At 43.3% G+C, this 26,653-nt stretch carries 23 protein-coding genes; 11 read left to right on the forward strand and 12 right to left on the reverse strand.

Annotation, left to right across the window (positions count from 1 at the left end; genetic code table 11):
• Positions 1-283: 283 nt before the first annotated feature.
• From LVD17_RS19205 to LVD17_RS19235, 7 genes are all read right to left on the reverse strand, one after another.
• Positions 284-778 carry a hypothetical protein gene (locus LVD17_RS19205; protein ID WP_233760630.1) on the reverse strand — a complete coding sequence of 165 codons (495 nt, stop codon included), beginning with the start codon at positions 776-778 and terminating at the stop codon, positions 284-286.
• 118 nt (positions 779-896) lie between these two features.
• The gene (locus LVD17_RS19210) at positions 897-1,637 is read right to left on the reverse strand and encodes a GNAT family N-acetyltransferase (protein ID WP_233760631.1); all 741 of its coding nucleotides are present in this window, start codon (positions 1,635-1,637) and stop codon (positions 897-899) included.
• Positions 1,634-2,083 carry a DMT family transporter gene (locus LVD17_RS19215; protein ID WP_233760632.1) on the reverse strand — a complete coding sequence of 150 codons (450 nt, stop codon included), beginning with the start codon at positions 2,081-2,083 and terminating at the stop codon, positions 1,634-1,636. The genes LVD17_RS19210 and LVD17_RS19215 overlap by 4 nt, the downstream gene beginning before the upstream one ends.
• Positions 2,084-2,135: 52 nt before the next feature.
• Complete coding sequence (locus LVD17_RS19220) at positions 2,136-2,735, reverse strand: Crp/Fnr family transcriptional regulator (RefSeq protein WP_233760633.1); 600 nt, start codon at positions 2,733-2,735, stop codon at positions 2,136-2,138.
• A 104-nt stretch (positions 2,736-2,839) separates the two neighbouring features.
• Positions 2,840-3,223: a hypothetical protein gene (locus LVD17_RS19225; protein ID WP_233760634.1), complete on the reverse strand. Its 384-nt coding sequence runs from the start codon at positions 3,221-3,223 to the stop codon at positions 2,840-2,842.
• A gap of 183 nt (positions 3,224-3,406) precedes the next feature.
• Complete coding sequence (locus LVD17_RS19230) at positions 3,407-4,201, reverse strand: hypothetical protein (protein WP_233760635.1); 795 nt, start codon at positions 4,199-4,201, stop codon at positions 3,407-3,409.
• A 255-nt stretch (positions 4,202-4,456) separates the two neighbouring features.
• On the reverse strand, positions 4,457-5,269 hold the full coding sequence (locus LVD17_RS19235; protein ID WP_233760636.1) for a crotonase/enoyl-CoA hydratase family protein: 813 nt from the start codon (positions 5,267-5,269) through the stop codon (positions 4,457-4,459).
• A gap of 221 nt (positions 5,270-5,490) precedes the next feature.
• On the opposite strand from LVD17_RS19235, the gene LVD17_RS19240 reads away from it, so the two are divergent.
• From LVD17_RS19240 to LVD17_RS19265, 6 genes are all read left to right on the forward strand, one after another.
• The gene (locus LVD17_RS19240) at positions 5,491-6,648 is read left to right on the forward strand and encodes a glycosyltransferase family 4 protein (protein WP_233760637.1); all 1,158 of its coding nucleotides are present in this window, start codon (positions 5,491-5,493) and stop codon (positions 6,646-6,648) included.
• A 15-nt stretch (positions 6,649-6,663) separates the two neighbouring features.
• Positions 6,664-7,704: a hypothetical protein gene (locus LVD17_RS19245; RefSeq protein ID WP_233760638.1), complete on the forward strand. Its 1,041-nt coding sequence runs from the start codon at positions 6,664-6,666 to the stop codon at positions 7,702-7,704.
• A 5-nt stretch (positions 7,705-7,709) separates the two neighbouring features.
• On the forward strand, positions 7,710-8,810 hold the full coding sequence (locus LVD17_RS19250; RefSeq protein ID WP_233760639.1) for a glycosyltransferase family 4 protein: 1,101 nt from the start codon (positions 7,710-7,712) through the stop codon (positions 8,808-8,810).
• Complete coding sequence (locus LVD17_RS19255) at positions 8,785-9,432, forward strand: hypothetical protein (RefSeq protein ID WP_233760640.1); 648 nt, start codon at positions 8,785-8,787, stop codon at positions 9,430-9,432. The genes LVD17_RS19250 and LVD17_RS19255 overlap by 26 nt, the downstream gene beginning before the upstream one ends.
• A complete protein-coding gene (locus LVD17_RS19260; RefSeq protein ID WP_233760641.1) occupies positions 9,429-10,250 on the forward strand; it encodes a hypothetical protein in 822 nt (273 codons plus the stop codon). Before LVD17_RS19255 ends, LVD17_RS19260 begins: the two co-directional genes overlap by 4 nt.
• Before the next feature lie 253 nt (positions 10,251-10,503).
• Positions 10,504-10,707: a hypothetical protein gene (locus tag LVD17_RS19265; RefSeq protein ID WP_233760642.1), complete on the forward strand. Its 204-nt coding sequence runs from the start codon at positions 10,504-10,506 to the stop codon at positions 10,705-10,707.
• On the opposite strand, the gene LVD17_RS19270 is transcribed toward LVD17_RS19265, so the two are convergent.
• The 3 genes from LVD17_RS19270 to LVD17_RS19280 all read right to left on the reverse strand — a co-directional run bounded on the left by LVD17_RS19270 (position 10,697) and on the right by LVD17_RS19280 (position 17,847).
• Entirely contained in the window at positions 10,697-11,110 is a 414-nt protein-coding gene (locus tag LVD17_RS19270) for a hypothetical protein (RefSeq protein ID WP_233760643.1), read from the reverse strand. The genes LVD17_RS19265 and LVD17_RS19270 overlap by 11 nt on opposite strands.
• Positions 11,111-11,374: 264 nt before the next feature.
• The gene (locus LVD17_RS19275) at positions 11,375-11,827 is read right to left on the reverse strand and encodes a lipocalin-like domain-containing protein (protein ID WP_233760644.1); all 453 of its coding nucleotides are present in this window, start codon (positions 11,825-11,827) and stop codon (positions 11,375-11,377) included.
• Between the two features lie 5 nt (positions 11,828-11,832).
• The gene (locus LVD17_RS19280) at positions 11,833-17,847 is read right to left on the reverse strand and encodes a type I polyketide synthase (protein WP_233760645.1); all 6,015 of its coding nucleotides are present in this window, start codon (positions 17,845-17,847) and stop codon (positions 11,833-11,835) included.
• Positions 17,848-18,511: 664 nt separating this feature from the next.
• On the opposite strand from LVD17_RS19280, the gene LVD17_RS19285 reads away from it, so the two are divergent.
• From LVD17_RS19285 to LVD17_RS19295, 3 genes are all read left to right on the forward strand, one after another.
• The gene (locus LVD17_RS19285; protein ID WP_233760646.1) at positions 18,512-20,899 is read left to right on the forward strand and encodes a heavy metal translocating P-type ATPase; all 2,388 of its coding nucleotides are present in this window, start codon (positions 18,512-18,514) and stop codon (positions 20,897-20,899) included.
• Positions 20,899-21,054 (forward strand): cbb3-type cytochrome oxidase assembly protein CcoS, encoded by a 156-nt coding sequence (ccoS, locus tag LVD17_RS19290; RefSeq protein WP_233760647.1) that lies wholly within the window; start codon positions 20,899-20,901, stop codon positions 21,052-21,054. The genes LVD17_RS19285 and ccoS overlap by 1 nt, the downstream gene beginning before the upstream one ends.
• A 227-nt stretch (positions 21,055-21,281) precedes the next feature.
• Positions 21,282-21,704, forward strand: coding sequence for a hypothetical protein (locus LVD17_RS19295; protein WP_233760648.1), 423 nt, complete (start codon positions 21,282-21,284; stop codon positions 21,702-21,704).
• 172 nt (positions 21,705-21,876) lie between these two features.
• Here the strand turns inward: LVD17_RS19295 and LVD17_RS19300 are convergent, their stop codons facing one another.
• Together LVD17_RS19300 and LVD17_RS19305 are read right to left on the reverse strand one after the other, a co-directional pair.
• Positions 21,877-22,515 (reverse strand): response regulator transcription factor, encoded by a 639-nt coding sequence (locus tag LVD17_RS19300; RefSeq protein WP_233760649.1) that lies wholly within the window; start codon positions 22,513-22,515, stop codon positions 21,877-21,879.
• 12 nt (positions 22,516-22,527) lie between these two features.
• A complete protein-coding gene (locus LVD17_RS19305; RefSeq protein WP_233760650.1) occupies positions 22,528-24,483 on the reverse strand; it encodes a tetratricopeptide repeat-containing sensor histidine kinase in 1,956 nt (651 codons plus the stop codon).
• Between the two features lie 191 nt (positions 24,484-24,674).
• On the opposite strand from LVD17_RS19305, the gene LVD17_RS19310 reads away from it, so the two are divergent.
• Positions 24,675-25,367 carry a Lipl32 family lipoprotein gene (locus LVD17_RS19310; RefSeq protein WP_233760651.1) on the forward strand — a complete coding sequence of 231 codons (693 nt, stop codon included), beginning with the start codon at positions 24,675-24,677 and terminating at the stop codon, positions 25,365-25,367.
• Between the two features lie 103 nt (positions 25,368-25,470).
• Positions 25,471-26,643 (forward strand): hypothetical protein, encoded by a 1,173-nt coding sequence (locus LVD17_RS19315; RefSeq protein ID WP_233760652.1) that lies wholly within the window; start codon positions 25,471-25,473, stop codon positions 26,641-26,643.
• Positions 26,644-26,653 lie beyond the last annotated feature (10 nt).

The following is a 26,653-nucleotide window of genomic DNA, read 5'->3' on the forward strand; positions in this document are numbered from 1 at the left end:
TAGTCACAAAAAACATCAAAAATTTTGGGTTAAATCTATCAGCTTAATTTGTTTTTCTTTTATCAGGTCATCCCAAACACAGCGTAGCGAAGATTTGAGATGTCTTTATTAAGTGTGCGGCAGAAGGTTTAGTCACTGCCCTGGATCAAGGAGATTCATGATATTTCATCATACTCCTACAGCATATTCATACACGAAAATTCAGGAATGACGGGTTTTGGGACGGTTGTTCCATCGTTTTGGGGCGTGATAAATAAATTCAGGCCTAAACTACAACAAAGAGTCAATGCCATGAGTGAGTTTCTAAAATTACGGAGAGTAAAAATTTATTGGTAGAAGCCTCTGATAGATCGATGGCATATTGTTTACATTTGGTATAGTCACTCCACGTGCTGGCATCAAGATTGGCGTTTGTTGCATCCGGTTTGTAAATGCTCAGGGTACTTATTGTTCTGTCCCATTCCGGTATATACCGATTGACAGGAGATAAGGTTGATAAATGAAACATACCTGAATACTCATCATTTTTAATTTTTCCTGTATAGTTCCAGGATGTTATGATCTCACCTTGCTCTATAATGGCGAGCCTGTAGCAAATAATGATCGATTTGTATCCCATCGGGATATTCTCACTGAGGCTCTTAACGGAGAAGTCACTGTATTTGCGACCTAAATTTGAATATCCATCGGCTTTAGCAAAGTAATTTCCCTTGAATGTTATATCAAACGGACCGGGATTGCCCTTTGGAAAGTTGTAACTGGTAAGGTGAGTATCCATTTAAATAATCAATTATGCCAGTTTACTAATAATAGATACAATTAACAAAATAAGTATAATAAGCTCATTAACTATCTTCAGGGAGGCTGTCGCATTAAAGTTTATGTTGTGAAATAAATTATTTGATTAATGTGTAATTCTTCATAGTAAATTGCTCCTCAAAGCCCAGTTTGGTATACAGGCCTTTGCCCATGGCTGATGCTTGGAGGGTTGCGAATGGGAACCCTTGTCTGATGGAATCGTTGAGGATCATTTTCATAAGCACTTCCGCCAAGCCCTGCCTTCTTGCATCGGGGATAATACCCATAGCATGTATGCCTATGACCTCGTCAGATGGATGATGTAGTACAGCAGTACCTACCGGGGCTTCACTGTGGTAGACGATTATGAAATCGGTATCGTCATAATGTGGTGTTAGCAGTTTACGGCTAATGAGATAGCCAAAAGCTTGTCCGAACAGAGCCTCCCAAAGCCGGGCTTCCTTTTCGTTTTCTACCTTTTTAAAGGACAGCTTTTGAGGTACATCGTAGCTGTGACCTAGTTTTAACGACATGCCTACCTGTTCGAAACGCACTTCAAAGCCATTTGCTGCCAGCAATTGATCGGAATTGCTTTGGTAGATGTCCCAATAAGGTACGGTTATATTTTGTGGAGTGGAAAGCAGGACTTCTTTAGCCTGCGATATCCCTTCTATACTCAGGTCATGATGGAACCATAGCCGGTTTGGCCACTCAGAGTAGGGTATGATGCAGTAATCAAAGGTTTCCCCGAAGGTCTGGCCATTGGCCATTTCACCGACTGTTTGCCATAGAGAAGTCAGGTTTCTGATATTTTTGATAATAAGTTCTTCCTTTTTCATTTTTTGTTAATTAAAAGTATACCAATGATCATGGCAGTTACGCCCAGCAGTCTTTTTACTGAAACAGGCTCTACGGGGAGGTTAAACCAACCGAAGTGCCCGGCAATCACGGAAAAGCATACCTGTCCGCAAAGGCCGAGTGATATCATGGTTGAAACGCCAAGTTTTGGTATGGTGTAATAATAAAGGCTCACGCCAATTAAGCTGAAAAAACCTCCGGCTGACCACAGGTACCAGGGCACTTCTTTTAGCTGCTGGGCCGATGGTACGCTTTTGACGCTAATAGCAATGACCAGAAAGGCAAAAGTAGTGCTGCAGAAAAAGGCAACCAATGATGCCAGTAATGGGTTCTTTAAAAGTACCCCCAGTTGGGCATTGAGTCCGCCCTGCATAGCGAGGAATACTCCCCCGGTAAATGCCAAAATGCTTAATGTTAACTGATTCATGAAGTGAAGATAGGGTAGTGGCTTCACGAATGCATTTACATATGTTGATGCGCTAAAATTTACTCAAACTTTTTCTTATGCGGCTTAGTTGAGTAGGGGTAACGCCCAGATAAGAGGCTATCTGAAGTTGGGGAACCCTGTTTTCAAGGTCAGGGTAATGCTCCCGAAATGTTAAATATCGCTCTGTGGCGGTTTCAGTAGCAAAGGATATTTGCCGTTTTTCATTTTCTACAACCCATTTCTTTTCAAGATACATGATATAAAAGCTTTTCAGGTCGTTGTGATCAAAAATGAGCTGTCTGTACTTTTGAAAATCCATTTCAAGGATAACACTTTCATCCACAGACTGGATGCTAAAGTTGGAAGGAGTGGCTTGAAGCATGGAAACAGTGGAGGCAGCAATGTTGCCCTCCAGGAAGAAATTTTTGATGTGTGTGCCACCATCGTTAGTCATATACAGGGATATCAGTAATCCCTCGCAAACGAAGTATACTCTTTTTGCAGTGTGACCTATGCGAACGAGGTCTTCACCTTTATTTACTTTACGGAATTTTACAATGTCGCATAGCCTGGAAAAGGACTCATCCGTAATGGGGTAATAGCTATTCAGTGATTGCCTGAACAGATCAAGGTGTTTTGCTTTGTCGACCATTGGTTTTAGTAGGGCTTTAGAGAAATATTACGATCAGATAAAATTATGGTTTTACTCCTCGCATTTTCATGTTCGCAGGTCAACTTTTCGTGGTTATTATCCGGTTAATTCACATTTGGTGTGATGGCTTTCAGCTTTTCGATTTCACCGTTGTCGATATTTGAAGCAGTAAACTTGATCTTAGTGCCATTGCGGAGCTTGAAATAAGACCTGGTAAAAGGCGTGTAGCTGAGGGTAATCTGCTCTATATTGCTAAGCTCCAATCGGGTCTTTATGAATAGATCACGATAGATTGTAACTGTGTTTTCCGTTACCTCGATATAGTTTCTGTTGAGGAGAAAATTGGCCAGGTTAGCCATGAGCAGTGAAATAAAGCCAAAATAGAAATAGTAAATAAAGCCCGACCGATCCATGGCCTGATAGATCAAAAGGCAGGTAAACACAACCAGAAGTATAATGTTAGGAAGGGATCTCTTTAACTGAATCATTGCTCTTGCCGTTTTGGACAAATAAAATAGTCATTTCATTGCATTTTTCAAACCAGCAACTTGTAAACGTAAGTTCAGAGAGATAAACGGTCTATGTGCAAGAGGTATAAATGAAACAGGGTTACATCAAAGCCTTTTTGGAGACTTTGATGTAACCCCTTAATAGGCTCAAGGCCTGTTACATTAATAGTTTTTAAATACTACAGTACCTCCAAACCTTCCGCTTCCAAAACCACTGACAAATACTCTTCTGTATCTCTTTGTAGTATAGGTTTTTGACCAGAATTTGCTACCGCCAGGTCCTACGTTGATGACATCCTGTCTCTTGTAATTACCAAATGCATTCTTGTACCATGTATCGGCAGATAGGGTATTACTGCCAGAGCAGTTTACTAAATATAAATTAACAGTCTTACACTTGTCAGCACCACTCTTCCATGAACTGTAAACTGTTACATTGGCACCGCCCCATGGATAATTGTGAAATGTTCTGTAAAACTGCCCGTACGCATCAGTGTCGTAAAAATCCTGGCCTGAGCACCAGGCACTGGCCATTAACTTACCTGTATCAGTACCTTTAACTTTTGCGAATATTGCGGTTTCGTGCTGAGAAGTCACACCTCGCTTCAAAGCCAGCGCTATGAGACGCTCATCCTCTTCAATAGCAATGAAATCCTCCGGTACCGCTAAATTTTCCTCAGTGAGGGAGAGGAAGCGTTCGAGCATGCTGACACCAGCAAGTTCATCCTGCATTTCTCCGCTGCCACTTTCATCATATACAATTCCATCCGCTTCAGAGCGGAACGTAATTACATTACCATTAGCCAGGTTGATTGTTGCCAGTGTTTTTGGCACTAGTACCAATTCTTCAGGTTGGTGATCCACATCATTATTAACAGGTTCTATACTGTTTTCTTCTTCACAGGAATACATCAGCATTGAAACACAAAGTGCAAATGCTGTAATCATTGTTCTCATTTTGAAATTCGTTTTCATCATTTTTTGATTTAGTTGATTTAGTTTTTGCAAACCTATTCCCAAACCCGGTCAGTGCTAGAAGTCAATTGATGAATACTATATTTCATTTGATGTAGAGGTGTTTTTAATTGATGTAAGTGTATTTTTTTGCTATAAAATTGACTTTATGATTGTTGATTTGTCGGTAATATATGATGTGTTTAATTGCGGTAATGTACAGAACTGCTGACAAAGCAAATATGTAAGCCCAGATTTCTAATCCTCGAACTTTGGTTCACGTTTTTCCATTGTGGCATTAAAAGCTTCAAACAGGTCGTTTGACAACAGCATAGCAGCGTTCCACGTGCTCATATAATTCAAAGCATCATCTACACTGTGATCTCTGGTATAACGAAGTACCTCTTTGGTGCCCCGGATCGATATAGGCGATTTGGCGGCTATGGCCCGGGCTATATGCATTACGCCCTCCATCATCTTTTCTTTTGACGCATAACAGTGGTTGACCAGGCCGGTATTTAAAGCTTCCTGACCGGACATTTTCCTTCCGGTATAAGCCAGTTCTGCAGCCATTCCCGGAGATATGATCTTAGGCAGCCGCTGTAAAGTACCCAGGTCTGCCACCATACCCAGGTCAATTTCTTTGATGGTGAAATAGGCATCCTCTGTACAGTAGCGCATGTCGCATGCAGAAACGATATCTACGCCACCACCAATGCATCCGCTATGAATAGCCGCAAGTACGGGTTTTGAGCATTTTTCGATAGCAGTAATGCACTCCTGTAAGGTGAGTATCAGCTCCCGCACTTTTTCACTGCGCTTGCCTGAGCAGGAAACATCTTTAAGGGCACCGACTGACATTAGTAATTCCAGGTCAATACCGGCGCAGAAATGTTTCCCTTCGCCACTAAGAATTATAACCCTTACATGATCAGACTGGCTCAGTTTATCGAAAGTTGTTTTCATCTCTGTCCAGGCTTCCATGTGTAGGGCATTGGCTTTTTCCGGCCTGTTGAAAACTACATGTGCAATTTTGTTTTCTATTTCAACTTTAAAATGATTATAATTCATAGTATAGAGGGTACGGTTAAGGATTAGTGGTAAAATAACCAATAATTGATTTAAATCGTAACCTTTTGCTTTAATCCCTAAAGAAACCCATCTAATGGCGGCAGGATTTGGGTGAGGTGAGTGGTGTATTAGTATGGGTTATAAAGTTCTATGTTTAGGTTTTGTTTCTTTTTATTTTCTCTTTACAAAATGTTATAATTACATTTTAATTATTTTGAATTTTGTCAAATAAACGATACACATCCGTTTTTGCTACTTTTGACCCTTATCCATCCTATAAAGGCTCGGCAATCCATATCGACAAGGTTACGGAGGTACTTTCTGAGAAATTTCCTTCTACCTTATTACTGAGTTTAAAGCGGCACATGGCGAAGGAATTACCTCAGGCAGTGCACCACCTGGAGTCACCGGTTGAAGAGAGTAATTACCTCAAAAGAGCGCTGGCTTTTTCTTCCTGGATCGACGGGCTTTTGGATCAGCAGTACAATTTACAGGTGGGCCACTTCCGGGATATCTGGAGTGGGATGCCTATTTTGGAAAGAGAGCATATTACCAGCATATTTGAGGTGAACGGCCTGCCTTCCATTGAATTGGTTAACCGCTATCCCTACATTGGGCACGATACCCTGGGCAAGATACGAAAGCTGGAGGACGAGTGCCTGGAAAGGAGCCGGTTGATCATTTGTCCATCAGAAACTATTAAAAAGCATCTCATCTCCCGCAAGGTGTGGGCGGATAAGATACGCGTGATCCCCAATGGAGCGGATGCCCCGGTAATAGAAGCTAAGCCTGTTGGGCTTCCCGAAAAGTATATTGTTTATTTTGGTGCCTTACAACCCTGGCAGGGAGTGGATACGCTCCTGAAAGCCATGAAATACCTCGGAGATAAGCCTGATTTGAAGCTGGTAATCTGCTCTTCACATAAGCCCCGGTTTTCGCGTCCGTTTCAGAAACTGGCAGAGAAGCTTGATGTAAGTGAGCGGATCGTATGGAAGTACCAGTTGGAAAAACACGAGCTCCATCAGATCATTGGTCACGCACTGTGCACAGTAGCGCCACTTACCGAATGCAGCAGGAACCTGGAGCAAGGCTGCTCTCCGTTGAAAGTGTTTGAGAGTATGGCCTGCAAAACCCCGGTTGTGGCCTCCGATCTGCCCGTGATCCGTGAAATACTTGAGCCTGATGAAGAAGCTAAGTTTTTCAGGCCCGAAAGGCCGGCCGACCTCGCCAGGTGTATCAGGTTGCTGATGGACTATCCGGAGCAGAGGGCTGAAATGGTTCAAAAGGCCTATTTGAAATTTGAAAGAAACTATACCTGGGATAGAATAAATAAAAAACTATCTGATACTTACAGTAACATTTTTAACCTTGTTTGCTAAACCTGCAAATACATTATGAACAAATATTCTGATAAATACCAACACTTATCACCAGTCCAAAAGCAGTTTATTGATGAAAAAACAGTGAGTGCTACCATGAAAATAGGGAAGTGGCTTGCGCTGCTGGCCAAGGTGGCTAAGTTTGATCAGCGCAATGACAGCAGTATTAAAAAGCTGATGGTAGCGGCTATCATTAGCTTTGTGTTGGCTTTCTTTTCCATTTTCACCTTAGCCTTTCTGGAAGAGAATGCACTCTATCTGATAGTAACATTTGCTGGTGCCGGAGTACTATTCCTGGTATGGCGGGGCAATAAGAAAAGCAAAGATGTCAATAACTATCTTAGATTATTCTTTTTGCCGGTGCTGGGCGTACTGGAAGCCAAGTGTGGCAGTGAGGCAAAGCTAGCTGCAAACCTGGATTTCAGAGTGCCCAGAAAAGCACTTACCCCGGAAAAAAGCAAGGTAGGGGTGAGAAACCTTAAGCTTTATTCACCAAAGTACATTATTGCCAGGGTGACTATGAAAGACCAGGCCATACTGGAATTTGTGGTGGCTGACGATATCAAAGATTTCTCATGGAAAAAAAGGAGTGCAAGTGGTAAGACCAAGTTTAAAAGCAAGACCAAATATGTGCACCAATGCCTGATCAAGATCACCCTTCCAAAATCTGAATATAACCATAAAGGTCCAACCCACCCTGCTGTTTCAGTGGACGATGTTAATGGTCACTACCAGGCCAAGTCTAAAATAAAGATCAAGACAGTAGGTAAGGATAAAGTGCTGGCTGTTGGAGCATTCTTTGAGGCCATGCAGAACATCTATGCATTGTTTGAACCGATCAACCCTGCGGCGCAGACAACTCAGGAAAAGTCTGAGAATGAAGGACGTAAGGGCGACCGTGCAGGTATGATGCACGATGATCCTGCACTGGCTCTGGCTACTCCTTATATCTGGTATGGCAGTGCCTTTAATACTTATGATTATGATAGTTTCGATCATACCGATGCAGGTGACCAGATAATGGAAGACGACTCCGTAAACGCTTTTGACAGTTAATGGCTATGCCTGCATGTTTATGGCTAACTGACCATTACCCTCCGCAGCGCGGAGGAATGGCGCAGTCATGCGATCGTATTGTGAATGGGTTGAGGCAAGCCGGCTATACCATTGAAATCATTCATTTTGTAAGCCAGGAAAGAAAAATACGCCGAAAGCAACAGCAAAATGGCGGATATACTGCTATTCCGTTTAGCAATAGCGAGGCCCACGTGCTGAACATCGCCTGGAACTACATCAAAACATTGGGCAGCTTCGATTATATCGTGTGCTTTGGAGGCTATCTCTCCATGATAGGCGCGCCTGTTTTCTCTCAGTGGGCTGGCGTAAAGCTGGTTACGCTGATCAGAGGAAATGACCTTGATATTTCCATTTTTACGCCCCGTAAGCGGGGAATGCTTGAAGATGTCCTGCGGCAGTCGGGCCAGGTCTTTACCGTGAGTAGCGACAAAGCCGAAAAGATCAGGAAGTGGATCGGGCATGAGGAGGTACATTATATCCCTAATGGTATTGATACCAGCGAATGGCAGCCTGCCTCTGGTGAGTTTGAATTTGCCAAAGTATGGAAGAAAGAGCGTAGCGAGGGGCAATTGACCCTGGGGGTTTTTGGTCAGCTCAAAGCCAAAAAAGGGCTTGATTTCTTTCTGGAAGCCCTGAAAAGGACGAGCCTGGTTGAGAAGGCCCACTTGCTGCTTGTTGGCGATGTGGAGGAACATTTGGAGGAAAATTTAGGACTAATGGACTGTTCGTACTCCTTACTTCCCTTTCACGACCGCTACGAGCTGATGAAATATTACCTTTGTTGTGACGCCCTGGTTATTCCTTCGTTTTACGATGGAATGCCCAATGTTTTGCTGGAGGCCGGGGCTTTGGGCATTCCAGTTATTGCCTCGGCAGTAGATGGCATGGCAGATGTTATTGAGAACCATGAAAACGGACTTTTGTTTGAACCCGCCAATGAAGACAGCTGCAGGAAAGCTTTGTATGCGTTCTTCTCTATGTCGGTGGAGGAGCGGCAAGCACTTGGGCAGCAGTTAAAAGCTAAAATAGAAACCCATTATACCCAAACCCATGAAACAAATGCTTATAAAAACCACCTTATTTAAGTTTAGTTTTATCATCACTTTACTGGCGCTTTGGAGTTGCTCCGGTGGTGGCTCTCGTCATGAGAATGAACAGGTTTCCGAAACGCCTGCCGTGCAATCGGAGACGGCCACTGCAGCTAAGAGTTACTACATCACTAGCAGCGAAAATGTATCGCTGGCAGAGATTACCGGTAGTGGGGGAGAGCTGACCATAATTACACAAACCGGGACACTTTTCGGTGTTATGAAAAGTGAAGACAAAAGGAAGTACTACGATCAGAACGATCAATTCAGGTATGCTGTGAAGTTTAAGGACGATGCCTTTAAGCTTAGAAATGCAAATGAGGAACTGATCTGGAAAGTGAAGATCAAAGATGGTAAAATTAAAATAGCCAATAATGAGGAGATGACTGGTGCCTATGAAATTCATCGATATGATGATGGCAGGATCAAACTGAAACAGAACGATAATGAAATCAGTGCGATTCGCTACGAGCAGGGTGCGCCGCGGGTGGAAGTGCAGGGCAAATACTTCCTTCGCAATTTCGCAGATTCCTATGCTCCCGGTGTATTGCTGATACCGGAAATAGGTGAAGTGGAGAAATTCATTATTTGTGCTGAATTGGCTGTTCAGGGCAAATGATTATCTTCTATGGTTTCGGGGGTGGTTTTGGGCACCTGTCGCGGATAAAGGCTTTCATTGACAATTTTGGAATTGAAGGACCGTACAAAGTCCTGACTAACAATCGCAGTGTATTCCAACTGTTTGAGGAAAACCATATTGCTTTGTTACCTGCTGATCATGATTTTGAAGCCGGATCGTTAAGAAAGTGGCTTGCAGATATAATCAGGGAGTATTCCCCCGATGAATTTTACATTGATACCTTTCCATGTGGCCTTTTAGGGGAGCTTTCTGACGATCTTTTTGCGGGCATAACTGTCAATTATTTATGCAGAAGGCTCCGGTGGCACAAATACCTGCCGCTGATCAGCCAGCACCCGCCGCATATTGACGGGGCGTATGTTTTTGAACCATTAGAACCTGAACATGATAACTATGTGAAAAATGCTACATTGGTGAAACGGGTTGAAATAAGTTTCCCAACTCCTAACGGTAAGCCCGAAGTATTAAGGCAATTCAGCCAACCGGTATGGCTGGTGGTGCATACCACGCATGAAGATGAAATTGAGGTATTGATAGATCATGCTGTTGATATCGCAAAAATAGAAGGTAGCCGACCTCAACTGGTGGTGCTCTGCGACCAGCCTGTGGGTGCTCCCGAGGGAGTAAAGCTATTGCATGGTGAAGAGCCAATAGACTGGTATCCACATGTGGAGAAGATATTTACTGCGGCGGGGTTTAATACCTGGTACCAGCTCAAGCCCTGGAGAGACCGGCATGTAGTTATACCCTTTCCCAGGAAATTTGACGATCAGTTTTGGAGGGTGGGTATTGAGTGATTTGGCAAGTGCTCATTTGTGGTTGAACATTCTCAATAATTAAAGAGGAATATCTGCTTTTGCTATTATATGGATGAGCTATACTGGTTATGTCTTTTCCAGGCATAAGGTGCTGCTGGTCATTTTCTTATTGGTGATTGTAGCTTTGCTGTTCTTCCTCAATAGCCTGTTTAATTTCATTCAACAGCCTTAATGAAGCGATGATACTCAAATATTGATCAATGCGGGGTTAGCAGGGTTCCTTTAGCGGCTTTTGGGAGGCGGTACAGGCTTTCTGCTGCATGCATGGTCGCTGTCGGGGGACAGCAGGGGAGACGAAGAGATCCCTGCAGGGATGTTGCTGTCAGGGACAGCAACGGGGAAGGGCTGGTGTATACCTGCGCTTTATAAAGCAGCATCAACTCCCGGACGGGAGCTGATGCTTATTGGTGATATATTCAGGAGCTTTAGGATTTAGACTTTAACCATTCAAGAGCTTCATTAGCCGAGTTGAAGGTGGTAACAATATCAGAATCCGGCATGGCATTTTTAGCAGAAAGCTGGGCAAAGATATTTTCTGAGAAGATCCATGCGAAATACTTCAGGCCGGCTTTTTCCATTTGAGGAAACCATTGGGTTACGGTCCACTCGGCTGCATCCTGCCATGGGCCGGTAACTTCTGTATTGTCGTTTAATATTTTAGAGCAGTTGTTTTTCTTTTTAAAAAGTTCAAGTATTTTATTTCCTCCTGCAATGATTTTGTCTCTGTTTTGAAATCCTATCCATCGGCAGAATAAAATATGGGTTGCTGTATCATATGTTACTTCAAGGTTTTTCTCTTTTAGGAGTGTTTCACCCTTCATTATGCTGGCTTGATTCATAATTGTTAAGTATTTAGTTGTTTTTCTTTTAATATATCATTTACGATTTATCAATGCTGTTAAATAAGTATTCTGATTATACAGATGTACCATATTTAACCATATCTTTATTTGTTTGATTGATACTCGTTGATTTTCAATGAGTTAAATATATTTAAGTATATTAATGATCTAATGAGGTTTAACCATTGTTTCATAAAGTAAAGATTATGAGGTACTTATTTCATTTTTTATTACTTCTGTAACAGATTTTACCTTTTTAAACTACACTCTTTTCCACACTACGTTAAACACAATATCATGCCCTGCCGTACGAATGGGTGGTGTTGAAAGAATCATACGGTTACCTTCAATTTTACCGTAGCGCTCTTCAATGTTGCCAAGCCAGTTTGGGAATGTGCCGCCTTCTACAGTATGCTGCAATACTCCTGGCTCCTTTTCGATGAATTTGCCAAAATAGGCGAAGTATGAGGTAAAGGCATCTACAATTTCTTCAGGAGTACCATCATACATACCTTCGCTGTTAAACCTTTTCCGGTCACTCTTCATAATATGTACACTCATGTATCCGCTGTCGGTATACATAAGTATTCCCTGCGGGCTTTTTCCGAAATAGTCTACGGTTTCCCCGTTTTCATTTTCATAGGTCCAGGATACGAGCTTCCAGGTACCTGTCACTTGCTTAGCTAACTTAGTTGTGGCTTGTTGTGCTTCCATTGGTTTTATTTTTTTACGTAATTCAGTACAGGGTCACTTACTTCATTATTGATGAGACCGGTAACAAAATCTGTACATGATCTCAGGTAATGGTGGTCACCTTCACGCTCAATAAATTTGAATTTCAGTGTTGTTTCATTTGTCCAGAGGCTCATTTGCTTTTGGCTTACCGTGCTGTCGCTTTTACCGTGTATGGCAGTAATGTTTACATCCAAAGGAGGTGCAAATTCATATTCATACGTGCTAAGTAGCTTCAGGTCATTTCTTAAAAGTCTGATCAGTATCTCACGTAGCTCAGCATCAGGGATTGCCTCTTTGCTAAGGTGAGGGAAGCGCTTCATTAATGTCTTGTCGTCCGCATTATGATCCAGGTGCTGTTTGTCATAGGAAGCCAGTTGCGGAGTAGAGGACACGATGAGATTGACAGGAAGTTTTGCCAGTCTTCTTCGCAACTCGCGCATAACCTCAAATGCGATCAATCCACCCATGCTGTGCCCGAAGAAGATTGCAGGTTTGTCCATTACACCCATGAGTGCATCGGAGATCTTATGGATGGCTTGTTTCATATCAGTGAATGGTTCCATAGAAGATGACTGCCCTCTGCCGGGTAGCTCCACTGTTATAAGCTGAATTTGGCCTGCCAGTTTTTCTTCCCAGTCAGCATAGAGATTGGCATTGCCTCCGGCATCGTGAAAACATACCAGCTGCATTTTATGTTCAGTATTGGCCACACCTGCCAGGATAGTGGGTTCTGCGATATTTTGTCCTTCTTTTTGTTTTTTGATCTTAAACAGTTTCTCAGCCAGGAAGGTAGCATACTCGCTTATGGTCGGGTGTTCCCAAATGTCTGTTACCGAAAGCTTAATGTTCAGCTCCTTTTCCAGTTTGTTTCTGAATTGTACCGCCATCAGCGAATCTATACCCAGGCTTTTGAATTTCATAGTGGTGGAGAGTTGGTCTTCCGGCGATTTGATGATACTGGCGGTAAGCTTTTTTAAGTGGCCTTCCAGTGCATCCAGCCACTCATCTGCATTAGGTACGCTTTCCAGTGTTTGCATAAGGGTTTGGCTTTCATGTTCAGCATCATTTTTATGGAGCAGTCCGGAGAAATACTTACTGCCCCCAAGCGCAGGGAAATGTCCGGCGGTCTGCTCAGCATTGAGCTGGAATACTCCCATATTAGCCGGACACTGATCAAAGATTTTATCCAGCGCTTTTACCGCATCAGACATTGGAGTAGCTACAAAGCCTTCGGCTTCTGCAAATTTCTCCAAGTTTTTGAGGGAAGCTACCATGCCTACATCCGACATCACGCCCCAGTTGATGCTAAGGGCAGGTAAATGCTGTTTTTGACGATACAGGGCCAGTGTGTCCAGGAAGGTGTTGGCAGCAACATAGCTCACCTGGCCGCTCAAACCTAAAAGGCTGGAAGCAGAGGAAAACAACATGAAGTGGTCTAACTCATACTTTCTGGATGCCTGGTGCAGGTTCCAGCCTCCGATTACCTTTGGTGCCAGTATATTTGAAAATTCTTCATGAGAGAGATCAATTATTTGTTCTGCATTGATCACCCCGGCGGCATGGATAATGCTCTTCAGTCCCGCTTCGGCTTCGAGCTCAGCCAAAAGGGAGTTTACCGCACCCGTATCGCAGACATCACAATCAACTATTTTGAAAATGGCCCCTACGTTTTTCAGTGCTTCAATTTTTCCTTTTAACACTTCATCAAGATTATTGCTTCGGCTTACCAGGCAGAACTTACGGGCACCTCTTGCAAACATCCACTCAACAAGTGTGAATGCAATACCTTTATAGCCTGTCACCAGGTGGTACGCAGTTGGTGAGAATGTGTGTTGCTCTGCTACGGCAGGTAGTGCCGGTGTGAAATCTACCAGCCTGGAACAATAAAAGGCTTCTTTTCTTAAAGCAATTTCACGCTCTTGAGCTACGGGTTCTGCTATAAGTTTTACGAGGTTTTTCAATTCGGCCAGATTACAGTTATAGCTGAGGTCAATGATCTGAGGTTCATATTGAGACAGTTCGTTGAAGGCTACTCTGCTTACACCCACTACAGGGCCGGAAGCCACATTAATATGATCAGACTTTACCCCAAATGCACCATTGGTAACTATGGTCAATCCCGGATAATGCATCAGCTTTTTTGCTTCCAGTTCTTTAAAAAGCTCAATCAGGTAGAAAGCCTTATCGGTCGTTATGGTTTTCTGCGTGTCCATGGTATGACCGTGGCTGAAATAGATGATGCGGTCTACCTTATCCAGCTCTATCTGGTCCAGCGCCGACCTGAATGGCGCTGCTTCCCCGCTATGAGGAGCTACCCCGTGGAAGTCGTGACCTGCATCAGTTATGGCCTCCAAAAACTGCCTGGTGACATCGTCAGTCTGGGTGGCAACTACAATAAAAGACTGTGGGCTAGCATTTCTGAAATTAATCTCTATGGGGGCCCAGTTGATATGATGGTGCCACTTTTCTTTTTGCCCGCCAGTCTCTTCTAATTTGAAGATCTTTCCACCAAGGCCCTTTACTCTAACCAGAATATTTCCGGTGGCATCGGCAATGGTGCAGTTGGCTGTAAGTGTTACACTTTGACCCTCATTGCCAATTTCCTGACGGGTAATTTCAGTACGAACAAAAAGCTCGTTGCTGAAGCTGAAAGTTTTGTTTATTTCCACCGCCTCAATGCCCGACAGGTAGGTCATTGCACTTTTGTTGTTGTCACCAGATTGTGTCGAAAATAGAGTTTGCAGACAGGCATCCAACACGGCAGGATGTAAGCCATATTGACCAAGGCTGTATTTAAGGCTATCTTTTACGGTAACGGAAGCCAGGATTTCATTTTCACTTACGCGGATCTTTTGTATTCCTCTAAAGTAAGGCCCGTATTGAAGGCCAAGCGTTTGAAGTTGCTCATACAGGGCTTCAATATCTGTATTTCCTTCGAAATTATTGCTTTTGATAGCTTCGTTTTGGGTGTTGCTGTTTAGCGAATAGCTTCCTGCAGCTGTTTCAGTCCACTTGCCATCCATCATCCGGAAGAAGGCAAATCCTGATGTGCTTTCACCTTTCTGTATTCTTAGCTGAATACTTACTTTTTCATCGCTGCCTATCGTAACTGCTGACTTGAATTTGAGGTCCTGCACCGTTATCCGGAGGCTTCCGGTAAGCTGGGATACAGCTGCATGTAGCATTTCGATGTAGCTTGCGCCCGGCAGTACTACTTTGCCGGAAACAGCATGGTCTTTCAGGTACGGAAATTCATCAAGGCTGAGCCTGGCTTCCCAGAAATGTAAACCGGCCAGCTGAGCCAGTTTTATTTCTTTGCCTATCCAGAGGTGACCTTCCCTTTTTGCTCCATGGTTTTGTCTGCGCTCGCTAAGTGTGTAAGTAGCTCGCTGGAACGGGTACGAAGGCAGGTTTACAAACGGCACTTTGGGGTTGTTATAGAAGGTATTCCAGTCAAACCTGACCCCTTGCTGATATAGCAGGTCAAAGTTGCTGTATAGCTCGTTTTCCTCAGGCTTGTTTCTTGTAAGTGTACCTGAAACCATCCCCGTACCGTTAAAGGCTTCCATGCACTCGTTAATGGCGGTCGTCAGTACCGGGTGGGGACTTACCTCGATGTATGTGTTGAATTTGTTTTCAATCAGTTGCTCCATCACTCCGGCAAACTGAACACCATTTCTAAGGTTATCCACCCAGTAGCGGGCATTGAGTTCTTCTCCTGATACTTCTCTGTTCTTTACGGTAGAGTAAAGTATAACTTTGTTTTTCTGCGGGGTAATACCCTGGAGTGCTTCTGCCAGCTGACCTTTCAATGGCTCCATTTGTGCACTGTGCGATGCCACATCTACTTTTACCTGGCGACAAAATTTACCCTGGCCTTCCAGCTCTTCCAGCAGTCCGGTAATCAGGCTTTGGTCTCCTGCAATTACTGTGGACTTGGGGCTGTTGTTAACAGCGATAGATAATCCGGGGTACCTTTTGATTGCTTCTTCTGCTTCAGGTATGGTAAGCTCTGTTACAGCCATTGCTCCACCTTTACCACTGACGGTTTTCATCAGTTTACTTCTGGTACAGATCACTCTGGCAGCCTCATCCAGTGTGATGCTACCGGAGATATACGCAGCAGCCACCTCACCCATGCTATGGCCGGTAACGGCATCTGGCTTTAGTCCAAACGACTCCCAAAGCTTTGCTAGGGCTATTTGCATGGCGAAAAGGGCAGGTTGTATCACATTGATCTCGTCCATTCGGCTGGTATCAGCATTAGCTTTCAACTGGGATATCAGTGACCAGTTGCAGTATTTGGAAAATGCGACTTCGCATTCGTCAATTACTTTTTTAAATACAGGTTCTGCCTTGTATAAATCTCGGCCCATGCCGATCCATTGTGAACCCTGACCCGGGAAAACGAATACCACTTTTTGCTTTTCGATACTTGTTGAAGTTACTTCAGGGTTTTTTAAGTACGCTTCCAGTTTCTCTATCATTTCCTGTATGCTTTCTGCAGCAAATGTTTTTCTGAACTCAAACTCTGGTTTTCTGAGTGCAGTAGCCGTTACGGTATGGATGAACTCACTAAGGGCACCATCGAGGCTGTATTTCAGATAGTTTTTGTAGGCCTTAACATATTGAACCAATGCCTTCTCAGAACGGGCAGAAACTGGCAACACAAACTTATGGTCGTGGGTCTTTTTACCGGGGTTGTAAAAGTTTGTTTTTGGCTTGTATTCTTCTATTACAGTATGGCCGTTGGTGCCGCCCCAACCAAATGAGTTTACTCCTGCCTTTAGCGTTTCTCCTTCAGCTGCAGGCCATTCGGTTTGTTGGGCCTGTACTTTCAGGTTAAGCCCGTCAAAATCTATTTTAGGGTTTGGTTTGTTAAAATTTAAGTTCTTCGGAAGCTGTCTGTGGTTGATTGCCAGTATAGCTTTGATCAGTCCTGCCATTCCGGCTGCACCTTCGAGGTGGCCGATATTGGTTTTTACCGAGCCAACGTGAAGAGGCTTTGTTCTGTTTTGATTAAAAAATTGCCCCAGCGCATTGGTTTCGGTAGGGTCTCCCAGTTGGGTGCCTGTGCCATGAGTTTCTACATAGTGGATCTCATCGGGCTTAATACCGGAGTCCTTGTATGCTTCAGACAGCACATCAAGCTGGCCTTTGATGCTGGTAGCGGGCAGGTTTTGGTTAAAACCATTGTTATTAATAGCACTGCCCTTGATTACGGCATATATCTTGTCACCATCACGCTCAGCGTCAGCAAGCCTCTTTAGTAAAACAATTCCACCTCCTTCGCCCCGCACAAAACCGTCGGCTCCCTCATCAAAAGTGCTGCACTTACCCTTGGCGGATAATCCTCCGAATTTAGAGAGCAGAATGTTCTGGTCAGGATCCAATGTATGGTTCACACCACCTACTACACTTTGCTCTATGGTACCATCCCAAAGACTTTGACAAGCCAGGTGCAATGCTACCAGTGAGGAAGAGCAACCTGTATCCACTACCAGGCTGGGCCCGGAAAAACCATAAAAGAAAGAGATCCTGTTAGCTATGATATTGGCAGACTGCCCTACCGCAGAGTGAGAGGTAACTTCTGCATGCTTGTGCTTACGCAAATGCTCAAAATCACTCCAGATATTACCGATATAGACTCCGATCTTCCTCCCGGCTATTTTTTCATATGAAGTGCTGCTGTTCTCTATACATTCCCAAACCAGTTCCATCATCAGTTTTTGTGACGGATTCATCTCAGCAGCTTCAGCGGGTGAAATATTGAAAAATAAAGGATCGAAATCATCAATATGCTGTAGCATAGAGCCATGCCTTTGATGGGTTTTATCCTTAGCTCCCTTATCCGGGTTGTAGTATTCATCAATGTTCCAGCGTTTGATTTCTTCTATGGTGTCTTCACCTTTTATGAGAAGATTCCAAAAGTCTTGCAGATTTTGCGCTTTTGGAAACCGGCAAGACATTCCGACGATTGCTATAGGTTCTTTTGACATGGTTTGTTGGTTTTAGCCAGTTAATTTTTAAGTTGATGACAAGATGGGAAAAAGAAGGAGCGATTATTTCAGGGGAATTACTGATTTGCCAAAATCAGTAATTCATTGATATAAAAGGTCATAATTTGGGCTTGTAAGTGATGCTTTGACGAAGTGTGGTTTCACTTCAGACCGTTCTTCGGGGAGGGGCGTCAGGGAGTTGTAAGGGTACTAGTGGATTTCCCTTAGATAAACGTACCGGAAAAACCCTGTTTTGGGCTGAATTTCCTTTTTTTCTTCCGGCAGGAGATAGTTTTGGCCAGCAGCAATGCATTCATAATTAAAGGTTTGGGTACTTAACTTTATAAATAAACCAATGCAAAAATACCACTTAAGACTTTCTCTGATGATTCATATCCAAAAACTGACAAAGGTCATTTTTATCGTTGACGGTTCTCCTTACTTTCCGTAATTAAATCAGGGTACTTTGGGGCATATTAATGATTGAAAATATGCAGGGAGTTTTGATACCGTTAAATCAGGCCGGTCAGGAATGCTCAATACAAATTGTGATAGGGATCGGGCCATTTGAGGACACTTGTTTTAACATTCTGAGCGTAATGTTCCAAAGCCTGTTGAAGAACTGGGCGGAGGCATTCTTCTCCGGGAAACCTGGTAGCGGCTTATGAAAACTGCTGTGGAGGAACATGTTGGTCAACAGGTGAAGTGCCATCACTGTGAAGAGGAATGCCGGAATGACCATCTCACCTTTGATGGGAAGGATTTCTGCTGTGCAGGCTGTAAGACTATCTATGAACTATTTCAGACGGATGACCTGCGTGAGCTCTATGAAACGAGGAACAAATCCAACCCTCATCTTGAAGGTAAGTACGATTTTCTGGAAAATAAGGAGATCAGGGATAGGCTGCTGAGCTTCCAGTCCGAGACCTATAACCTCATTCACCTGTCACTTCCTGATATTCATTGCAGCTCGTGTGTATATGTGCTGGAGAACCTGGCAGACTTTCATCCGGGAGTTATCCAGTCTACTGTCAACTTTTTAAAGAAAACAGCCGAGATCAGGTATAATCCCGTGGTGGTCCAATTGCCTGAGCTGGCCGGCCTGTTGTCATCGATAGGTTATCCTCCGCAATTTGATGCGGATAACAATGAGCAAAAAAGGAAGAAAAACAGTACTGCTTTAACGGTGAAGATAGGGGTTGCTGCTTTTTGTTTCGGTAATATTATGTTGCTCAGCTTCCCGGAGTACCTTGGGATTGATGAGTCGATGAACGACTCTTTCAAAGTTTTCTTTGCTTACCTCAATATACTCCTGGCTTTACCGGTATTGCTTTATTCAGCTCGCGACTACTTTATTTCGGCTTACAAAGGGTTGAAAAGTAAGTTTGTAAATATCGATGTGCCTATAGCTTTGGGTATAGTGGCTCTATTTGGCCGTAGCCTGTATGAAATTTTGACACAAACAGGAGCCGGATATCTCGATTCGCTCGGCGGACTGGTATTTTTTCTGCTGATAGGCAAATGGTTTCAAAGCAAAACTTACGAAAACCTTTCTTTCGAGCGTGATTATACATCTTATTTTCCATTAGCCGCCACCCGTGTTGAAAATGGTGTGGCAACAGCTATACCCATTGCAGACTTCAGGGCAGGTGATGAGGTGATCATAAGGAACCATGAAATTATACCTGCCGATGCTATTTTGCTGAGTGGGAAGGCCAATATAGATTATAGTTTTGTTACAGGTGAAGAAAAACCCGTGGCGATGCAGGCCAATGACCAGCTCTATGCCGGTGGCAGGCAAATTGGCGAACGTATAATGGTAAGGATCACAAAGCCAAGCTCCCAAAGCTACCTGACCTCTTTATGGAATAACCATGCCTTTAAGGTTACGGATGAGCTGGGGACAGAGGAAATCACTAACCGGATAAGCAAGTACTTCACTTTTATCATTCTGACCATAGCCGGGATTTCCGGTGTGGTATGGTTTCTGATCAGCCCGCAAAACATGTGGCAGGTGATCACGGCGATACTTATTGTAGCCTGTCCGTGTGCTTTGGCGCTTTCCGCACCTTTTACCAATGGTAATACCATCCGCATTTTTGGAAGGAACAAGTTTTATCTCAAGTCTGCTCCAACAGCAGAAAAGCTTAATGCCGTGGATACCATTGTATTTGACAAAACGGGTACGCTTACAGAAAGCGGAGAGGGGAAGGTGAAATTTTTCGGTGAAACCCTTACTCGGGAGGAGGAGGGTATGGTCAGCAAGCTCGTGGAAAACTCAATCCACCCTGTGAGTCAGAAGATCAGGAGAAATCTTCGGGGTGCTGATTTTGATATGGCTGATTTTAGGGAAATCCCGGGCGGTGGCTTGCAGGGTCTGGTTAACGGTCGCTTGCTTACACTTGGTAAGCCGGATTTGGTAGGGGTGGAAGATGTTAAAGATGAGCCTGGCAGGGTGTATCTGGCTATAGATGGTATGCCCAGGGGCTATTTTGAAGTAAAGAATCGGTACAGGGACGGTCTGGAGGATTTGGTGACTCATTTGAGTAAATATAAACTTGCTATACTTTCGGGTGATAATGATCATGAACGGCCACTATTGGAGGAGATCTTTTCTAAGCAAACGGAGATGAGGTTTCGCCAGCAGCCTCAGGACAAGCTCGATTATATCAGAGCGCTGCAAACCCTGGGGCACAGAGTGATGATGTTGGGCGATGGTCTCAATGATGCCGGAGCGCTTAAACAAAGCGATGTAGGCATAGCGGTTACCGAAGATGTGTCTTCTTTCTCCCCCGCGTGCGATGGTATACTGGAAGGCAGGCAACTGAAGAACCTTGCGGCATATCTGGATCATGCCAGGTATGGTAAAAATATTATTATCGCAAGCTTTGTTATATCCTTCCTTTACAATGTTGTAGGGCTGACTTTTGCCGTGGCCGGGGCGCTTACCCCTATATTCGCGGCGATATTGATGCCATTGAGCAGTATCTCAGTGGTTGCGTTTACAACCTTCACGGGTAATTATTTTGCACGAAAACAACACTTATTCTGATGTCTGTAATATTCATTTTGATCATCATAAGTATGGTAGTGGCCGGCAGCTTTCTGGCTCTTTTTATCTGGGCCAACAAAAGCGGGCAGTTTGATGATACTGTTACACCATCTATGCGTATGCTTTTTGAAGATAAAAAGAAAAAGCAGAAGTAACGTTCTGATTTTCAGTATTATCCAGTAATATGCCCTTCTATCACTAAATGTAGTGATTAATCATATTCCCATTTTATGGTGATGTCTCCTATGGTGCCAACGCCGTTCTTTGTAACTGTAAAATCGACATATAGGTGTCGAGGTCGTTAGGTTAAGAGAGGGGTGTGAGAACCTCTCTCTAGTCTTACAGAGAAAAAGTAACATTTAACTTAATTAACACTATCAACATGATTTACGGAATTACACTGATGATCCTTGGTGTACTGGCTTCACCAAACCTGCTTTTAGCTAAAAAACCAAATGCTAAGGAAATTCTTGACAAAATTACTCCATACCAGGGATGGATAGGTCTTGTATTTTGCTTCTGGGGTATTTGGGGAATAATCCAGGCTGTATTGAATATGAGCCTGCTGACTAACTGGCCAATATGGTGGATTACCTGGTTGGCAAGCAGCCTTGTTGAGGCAGTGCTTGGATTTATTTTAGGATACGGAATGATCAGCAAGCTTTTGTTGTCAAAAAATGAAGAGGCTAAGAAAAAAGGTGAGCAATTACTTGCTAAACTGGCACCCATACAGGGTAAACTAGGTGTGGCTGGCATAATAGTCGGCGCATGGGTGATTGTAGCCGGTATTTTATTCTATGCATAAATAATAGTTGAACTAGGTTGTATTAGATCAGCCATCCGGGTTAGCCCGGGTGGCTTTTTTTGTTTACAGTTTTTTGCTCACAGTCTGTTCACTGTTTACTGTTCACTCTTCACTCTATCACCGATTACCAACAGTCACCTCCTCCTCAATACTCAATACTCATGACTAAAAATCAAGCAAGCCCCTCTTCCAACGCATACTTCACCAAACCCGCGGTATTCTTGAGGCCGAGTTTGGACAGCAGGTTTTTTCGGTGCGAGTTGACGGTATGCTGACTTATAAACAGCTTTTCGGCAATTTCCTGGGTGGTGTTCTGAGCCACGATTAATTTGAGTATTTCAATTTCACGCCTGCTAAGGGGCGGTTCTTCGCTCGATTTGGTCTGGCGGGCAAACATGCTGTTGGTGTATTTTTCTTTCACCTCTTCAGAGAAGTAGTTTTCTCCTTTGGCCAATGCATAGATGGCCTCCAGCAGCTCACTTTTATCTGCATTTTTCAACAAATACCCATTGACATCGTCTTGTATAAGTTTATTGATAGTTTTTGGGTCACTATGTGTACTCAATACCATTGTTTTTATTTGAGGGTGATCATTTTTAATTAACCTGTTGAGTTCCATACCATCCATCCCGGGCATACTGATGTCCATGATCACGACATCTACCGCATTGGATTTGAGGTAATCCATAGCTTCCCGCCCATTCTTTAATGTGCCTGAAAGGTGGACGTTTTCGATGTTTTCAAGTAAGGCGGCAAGCCCTTCAAGAAACATGTGGTGGTCGTCTACAATGAGTATGTTAATTTTTTTCATTTCCTTCATAAATTAATTATCCACAGGTATGGTAATATCAACAATAGTTCCCCTGTTAATTGTAGTATCAATATTGATTTCTCCCTCCAGCAGCTTGACCCTCGAATTAATATTGTTCAGGCCTATACCCTCGGAGGTGGCTGTCGTATCAAAACCGACACCATTATCTTCAACCATCAAATTGAGACTTTCATTCAGCTTTGTAAGTTGAATATCGACCTGATCAGCTTTTGCATGCTTGATAATGTTGTTCATCAGCTCCTGGATGATCCTGTATACTTCTGTTTTGATCTGGTTTGGCAGCCTGTTTAGTTCTGCCTGAGGGTGATACCCGAAATGCACCTCAAATGCATGGCTTCTTTTTAAGTCATCCAGGTAGTTTTTGATCAGTTCAACGAATTCATTCTCACGAATCTTAGGAGGGATCAAATGATGTGAAAGGGAGCGGACCTCGTGATAGGTTTCATCAATATTCCTGATTACTTTTTGTAGTTCCGGGCTTTGTTCCTTACCGGAAAAGTTGGCCAGCGTTAGTTTAATGCCCGCCAGGTTACCGGCTACCCCATCATGCAGCTCCTGGGCTATCCTTTCTCTTTCTTTTTCCTGTCCTTCAATGTTTGCCTTTATCGCCTTTATTTCGTTTTCCCTGATCAGCTCCATCTTTTTTTGCTCATTGAGCTCTCTGGTCTTTGCCGATAGCAGGACCTGGGCTTTAATTTTCTGCTGATAGTTGATGAGTATCACAACAGACACAATGAGGATCAGAGCTGCACCTACAATGGCAACATTTTGGGTAAGAGTATGGCGTTCCAGTGCTGCTTCCTGTAATTCCTTTTCCTTTTGGAGTATCTCAATCTCCTTTAGCTGTTTTTCGGCATCGTACTTGGCCAGTAGTTCCTCTGTGATGCGATTCTTTTCAAGGGTAAAAAGACTGTCTTTCAACTTTACATGAATGAGCATGTGTTCCAGGGCCTGTTCATATTGTTTTGCATCGCGGTACACGAAGGCCAGGTTGGCATGAATAAGGTGCATAGATGAATAGTTGGTCTCTTTCCCTATTACCATGCTTTTTTTAAAGTACCTTATGGAGCTATCCTGCTGCTGCAGGTACATATACAAAAGTCCTATGCGATTATAGGTGACCATAAGAGCTTTTCGCAGATTTAGTTTTTCCTGCCTTTTCATGATCTCATAGGAGTACTTTAAAGCCAGTGAATCTTTTTCCAAGCCCATATAAATGTCTGTTGCGAGCCCCAGAGGAACAAGCTCGCATTCTATGTCTCCAATTTCATGACATATCTTTAAACTTCTTTTCAGGTATTCAAGTGCCTGATCATAGTCCTTTTGTTTTCTGTACACAAGACCAATGTTGCTCAGAATGGTTGATTTGATGGATTTGTCGGGTTGCATTTCAAGACAGCGCTCAAAATACTCAATGGCTTTGTCGTAGCGTTCCTCATCCAGATATACAGTTCCGATATTGTTGGTAAGGTTAATGACCTCTGAGGAGTTGATCTGTTCGGCCTGTTTAAGCGCAGCAATATAAAAGCGTAAAGCCTGATCGCGATGGCCCGAATAATGATATAAACGCCCCAGGTACTTATTGCACCCAACGCTGCCCTGCTCATCGTTGAGTTCATCATATAATTGCAGGGCCGTATTGAGGTTGCTGAGGGCAGGATCGAAATCGCCATTGATAGTATATGCTGCACCCAGTAAATAATAGCTGCGAGCTTCTCCGGGTATGTATTCACTTACTTTGCTAAGTTGTAACGCTGAGTCTGCATAGGTGATGGTGACCCCGGATGCTGTGGCAACCTGCTCCTCGGCATAGTCAAGCATCGAGTCTATATGCTTTTGTATTTCCGTTTGTTTCTGGTCTGGACTGCTCTTCGCATAGCAAGGGTTATGCAGGCATATCAGTGTAAATACTATATGGGAAATAACTATGGGGTGTAATATCTTCATTTCATGAATTTACTGAACACATGCCTTGCCACGCAATTTATATTCTCTGCATAATTAACAAAATAGTTTTTGATCGAAATCACTATAACTAGTGAATTCAGGTTTTCACTTATAATGGTGATGTATAATGCTGACGGCCACGCTTTCTTTGTGAAAAATTAATAATTGAAACCAAAACTATTTTAAAACTGATGAAAAATTTAGCACTTAAAAGTGGCCTTGCACTGGCAGCTCTTTTGGTAGCATTTGGCGTGAACGCACAAAAGCTGGACAAGTTTGGCAGCACTGTAGAAAAAAAGGTTGGACCAAAAACCATTCAGGTGCCTTATACTGATGTGATCAGCTACTTAGGCTATGCCGAACCCGGTAATGAGGATGAAGAGAAAGACGGCAAGAAGTTTTACTACATCTATGTATGGGTACCGGCTGTTGCTCCCGAATTGGGTGTGAGAATGCTTTCTCCATTAACAGATTACAAAAACAAAAAAGCTATAGAGTCAGCAGAATACAAAGCTAACAAAGGATCAAACGATTTCTTCGATACTTATATCACTTTGGAGCGTTCTTCTATAGTTAGCAAGGATGACATCAGCGCAGAAAGTGTAAAAAGTGCCAAGTGGGTAGTGCTTGAGAGAAATGATGATAGCAGCGAAATGCCTAAAGACCCGGAAGGTCGTAACTACAATTCTTTGCTACGTTATAAAAGTGAAGCCAGTAACCCTGACAAAGCTCTTACAGTAGGTCTGTATCGTGTAGGATTTACTACTTATAAAGTAGGAGAGGTGAGAGGAACATTCCTTGCTGAAGTTGCTGCTCCAGTAAAATTACCTGGTGTTGCTATGGCTAAAACTATTGATGAGTTGTTGAGCCAGCTGAATCAGTAATATTAACACCTGAGCAGGTATGTGTGTCCGATAGTTTTCTGGCACACATATTTGTTTTTGTCCGGTATCATTTTTTTATCATTTGCATTAAATACTTATCCTTATGGCGATCACCAATACTACAGGAAGCCCTGCAACGGAACAATCGCAATTGGCGATTGAGAACAATGAACTCAGTCGGCCAGGTTATTATATAGCAGTTGGCGGAAAATATTACTCAATAGATCATTACCATATTCAATGGGAATTTGGCTTCCATAAATTACGCGATTTGAAATATGCCCCCGTTTCGAACCAGGAGTTCAAAGTGGTGGTCAATATTCCCGATTGGCGACCTGAGCACACGGCCTTTTTTGCGCAGCCTATTGAGATTGTAAACCACGATTATACCGTTCCTATAAAGCCAGTGGTGACTCAGGGCTTCAACAGGTATGAGCTGACCTTTGATAATCTTAAGCCTGGTCAGCTTTTGATTATTCGAGACCATGCCGGTTTATACGGTATAGGTATGGGAAGTATCACAGATAAGCTGGTAGACCTGTTTGCCACGGCAGATGGTCCGGCCCATGCTGTACTGGGTAATGTAAAAGATGCTCTTAAATCTTTTCCTGATCATTCTGGTTTACAGAACCTCTTAAAAAAGTGGGAAGCAAAATATACTATAGTTAAAAGCGAGAAATCCTGGGAAACAGTGCAGGAAAAGTGGCAAAAATATAAACTGGAAGAAGAGCGCGGATCTAAAAAAGTTTTTGCCAATGATGTGGAAGAGGAGATTGCATACTATATGTCATTAACTGAGAATCCGGCCAATAGAGAGGAAGCAGAGTCCATGCTTGAAAGAATAGAGGTGTTTAAAAATTCAAAGGTTGAAATTAAACCCAGGCGTATTCCGGGCAAGGATGAGCTTAGCAGCCGGGTGACATGCTATAGAAGTCTGGGCCCCATGGACCTACTCATAACTATGGTAGAGATCGGGAACAAAGGAGATGTACTGTTGCGTTTCAGGGGAATTCCCAACGAAGCTGATGGTGTAGTTTATCTTCACAAAAAAGCTGTTCAAAACGAATCAACGGGATCTTATATTTTGCAATCATCGGAAATCAACGGTGATAACTGGAATACACTGAGCTATGAGAACGACGGATGGGGAGGAGGCCGCTTGTTTGTTTACCCACCGCTGGTAAACCAGGCAATAGATATTGCTGTCGATCACAGGGCAGAGGATGTAGAAAGTCCTGAACAGATGTATGACGATTACTGTAAAGGAATAAAGTAACAATTAGTTC

This window comes from Fulvivirga ulvae (genome assembly GCF_021389975.1).
GTDB lineage: Bacteria > Bacteroidota > Bacteroidia > Cytophagales > Cyclobacteriaceae > Fulvivirga > Fulvivirga ulvae.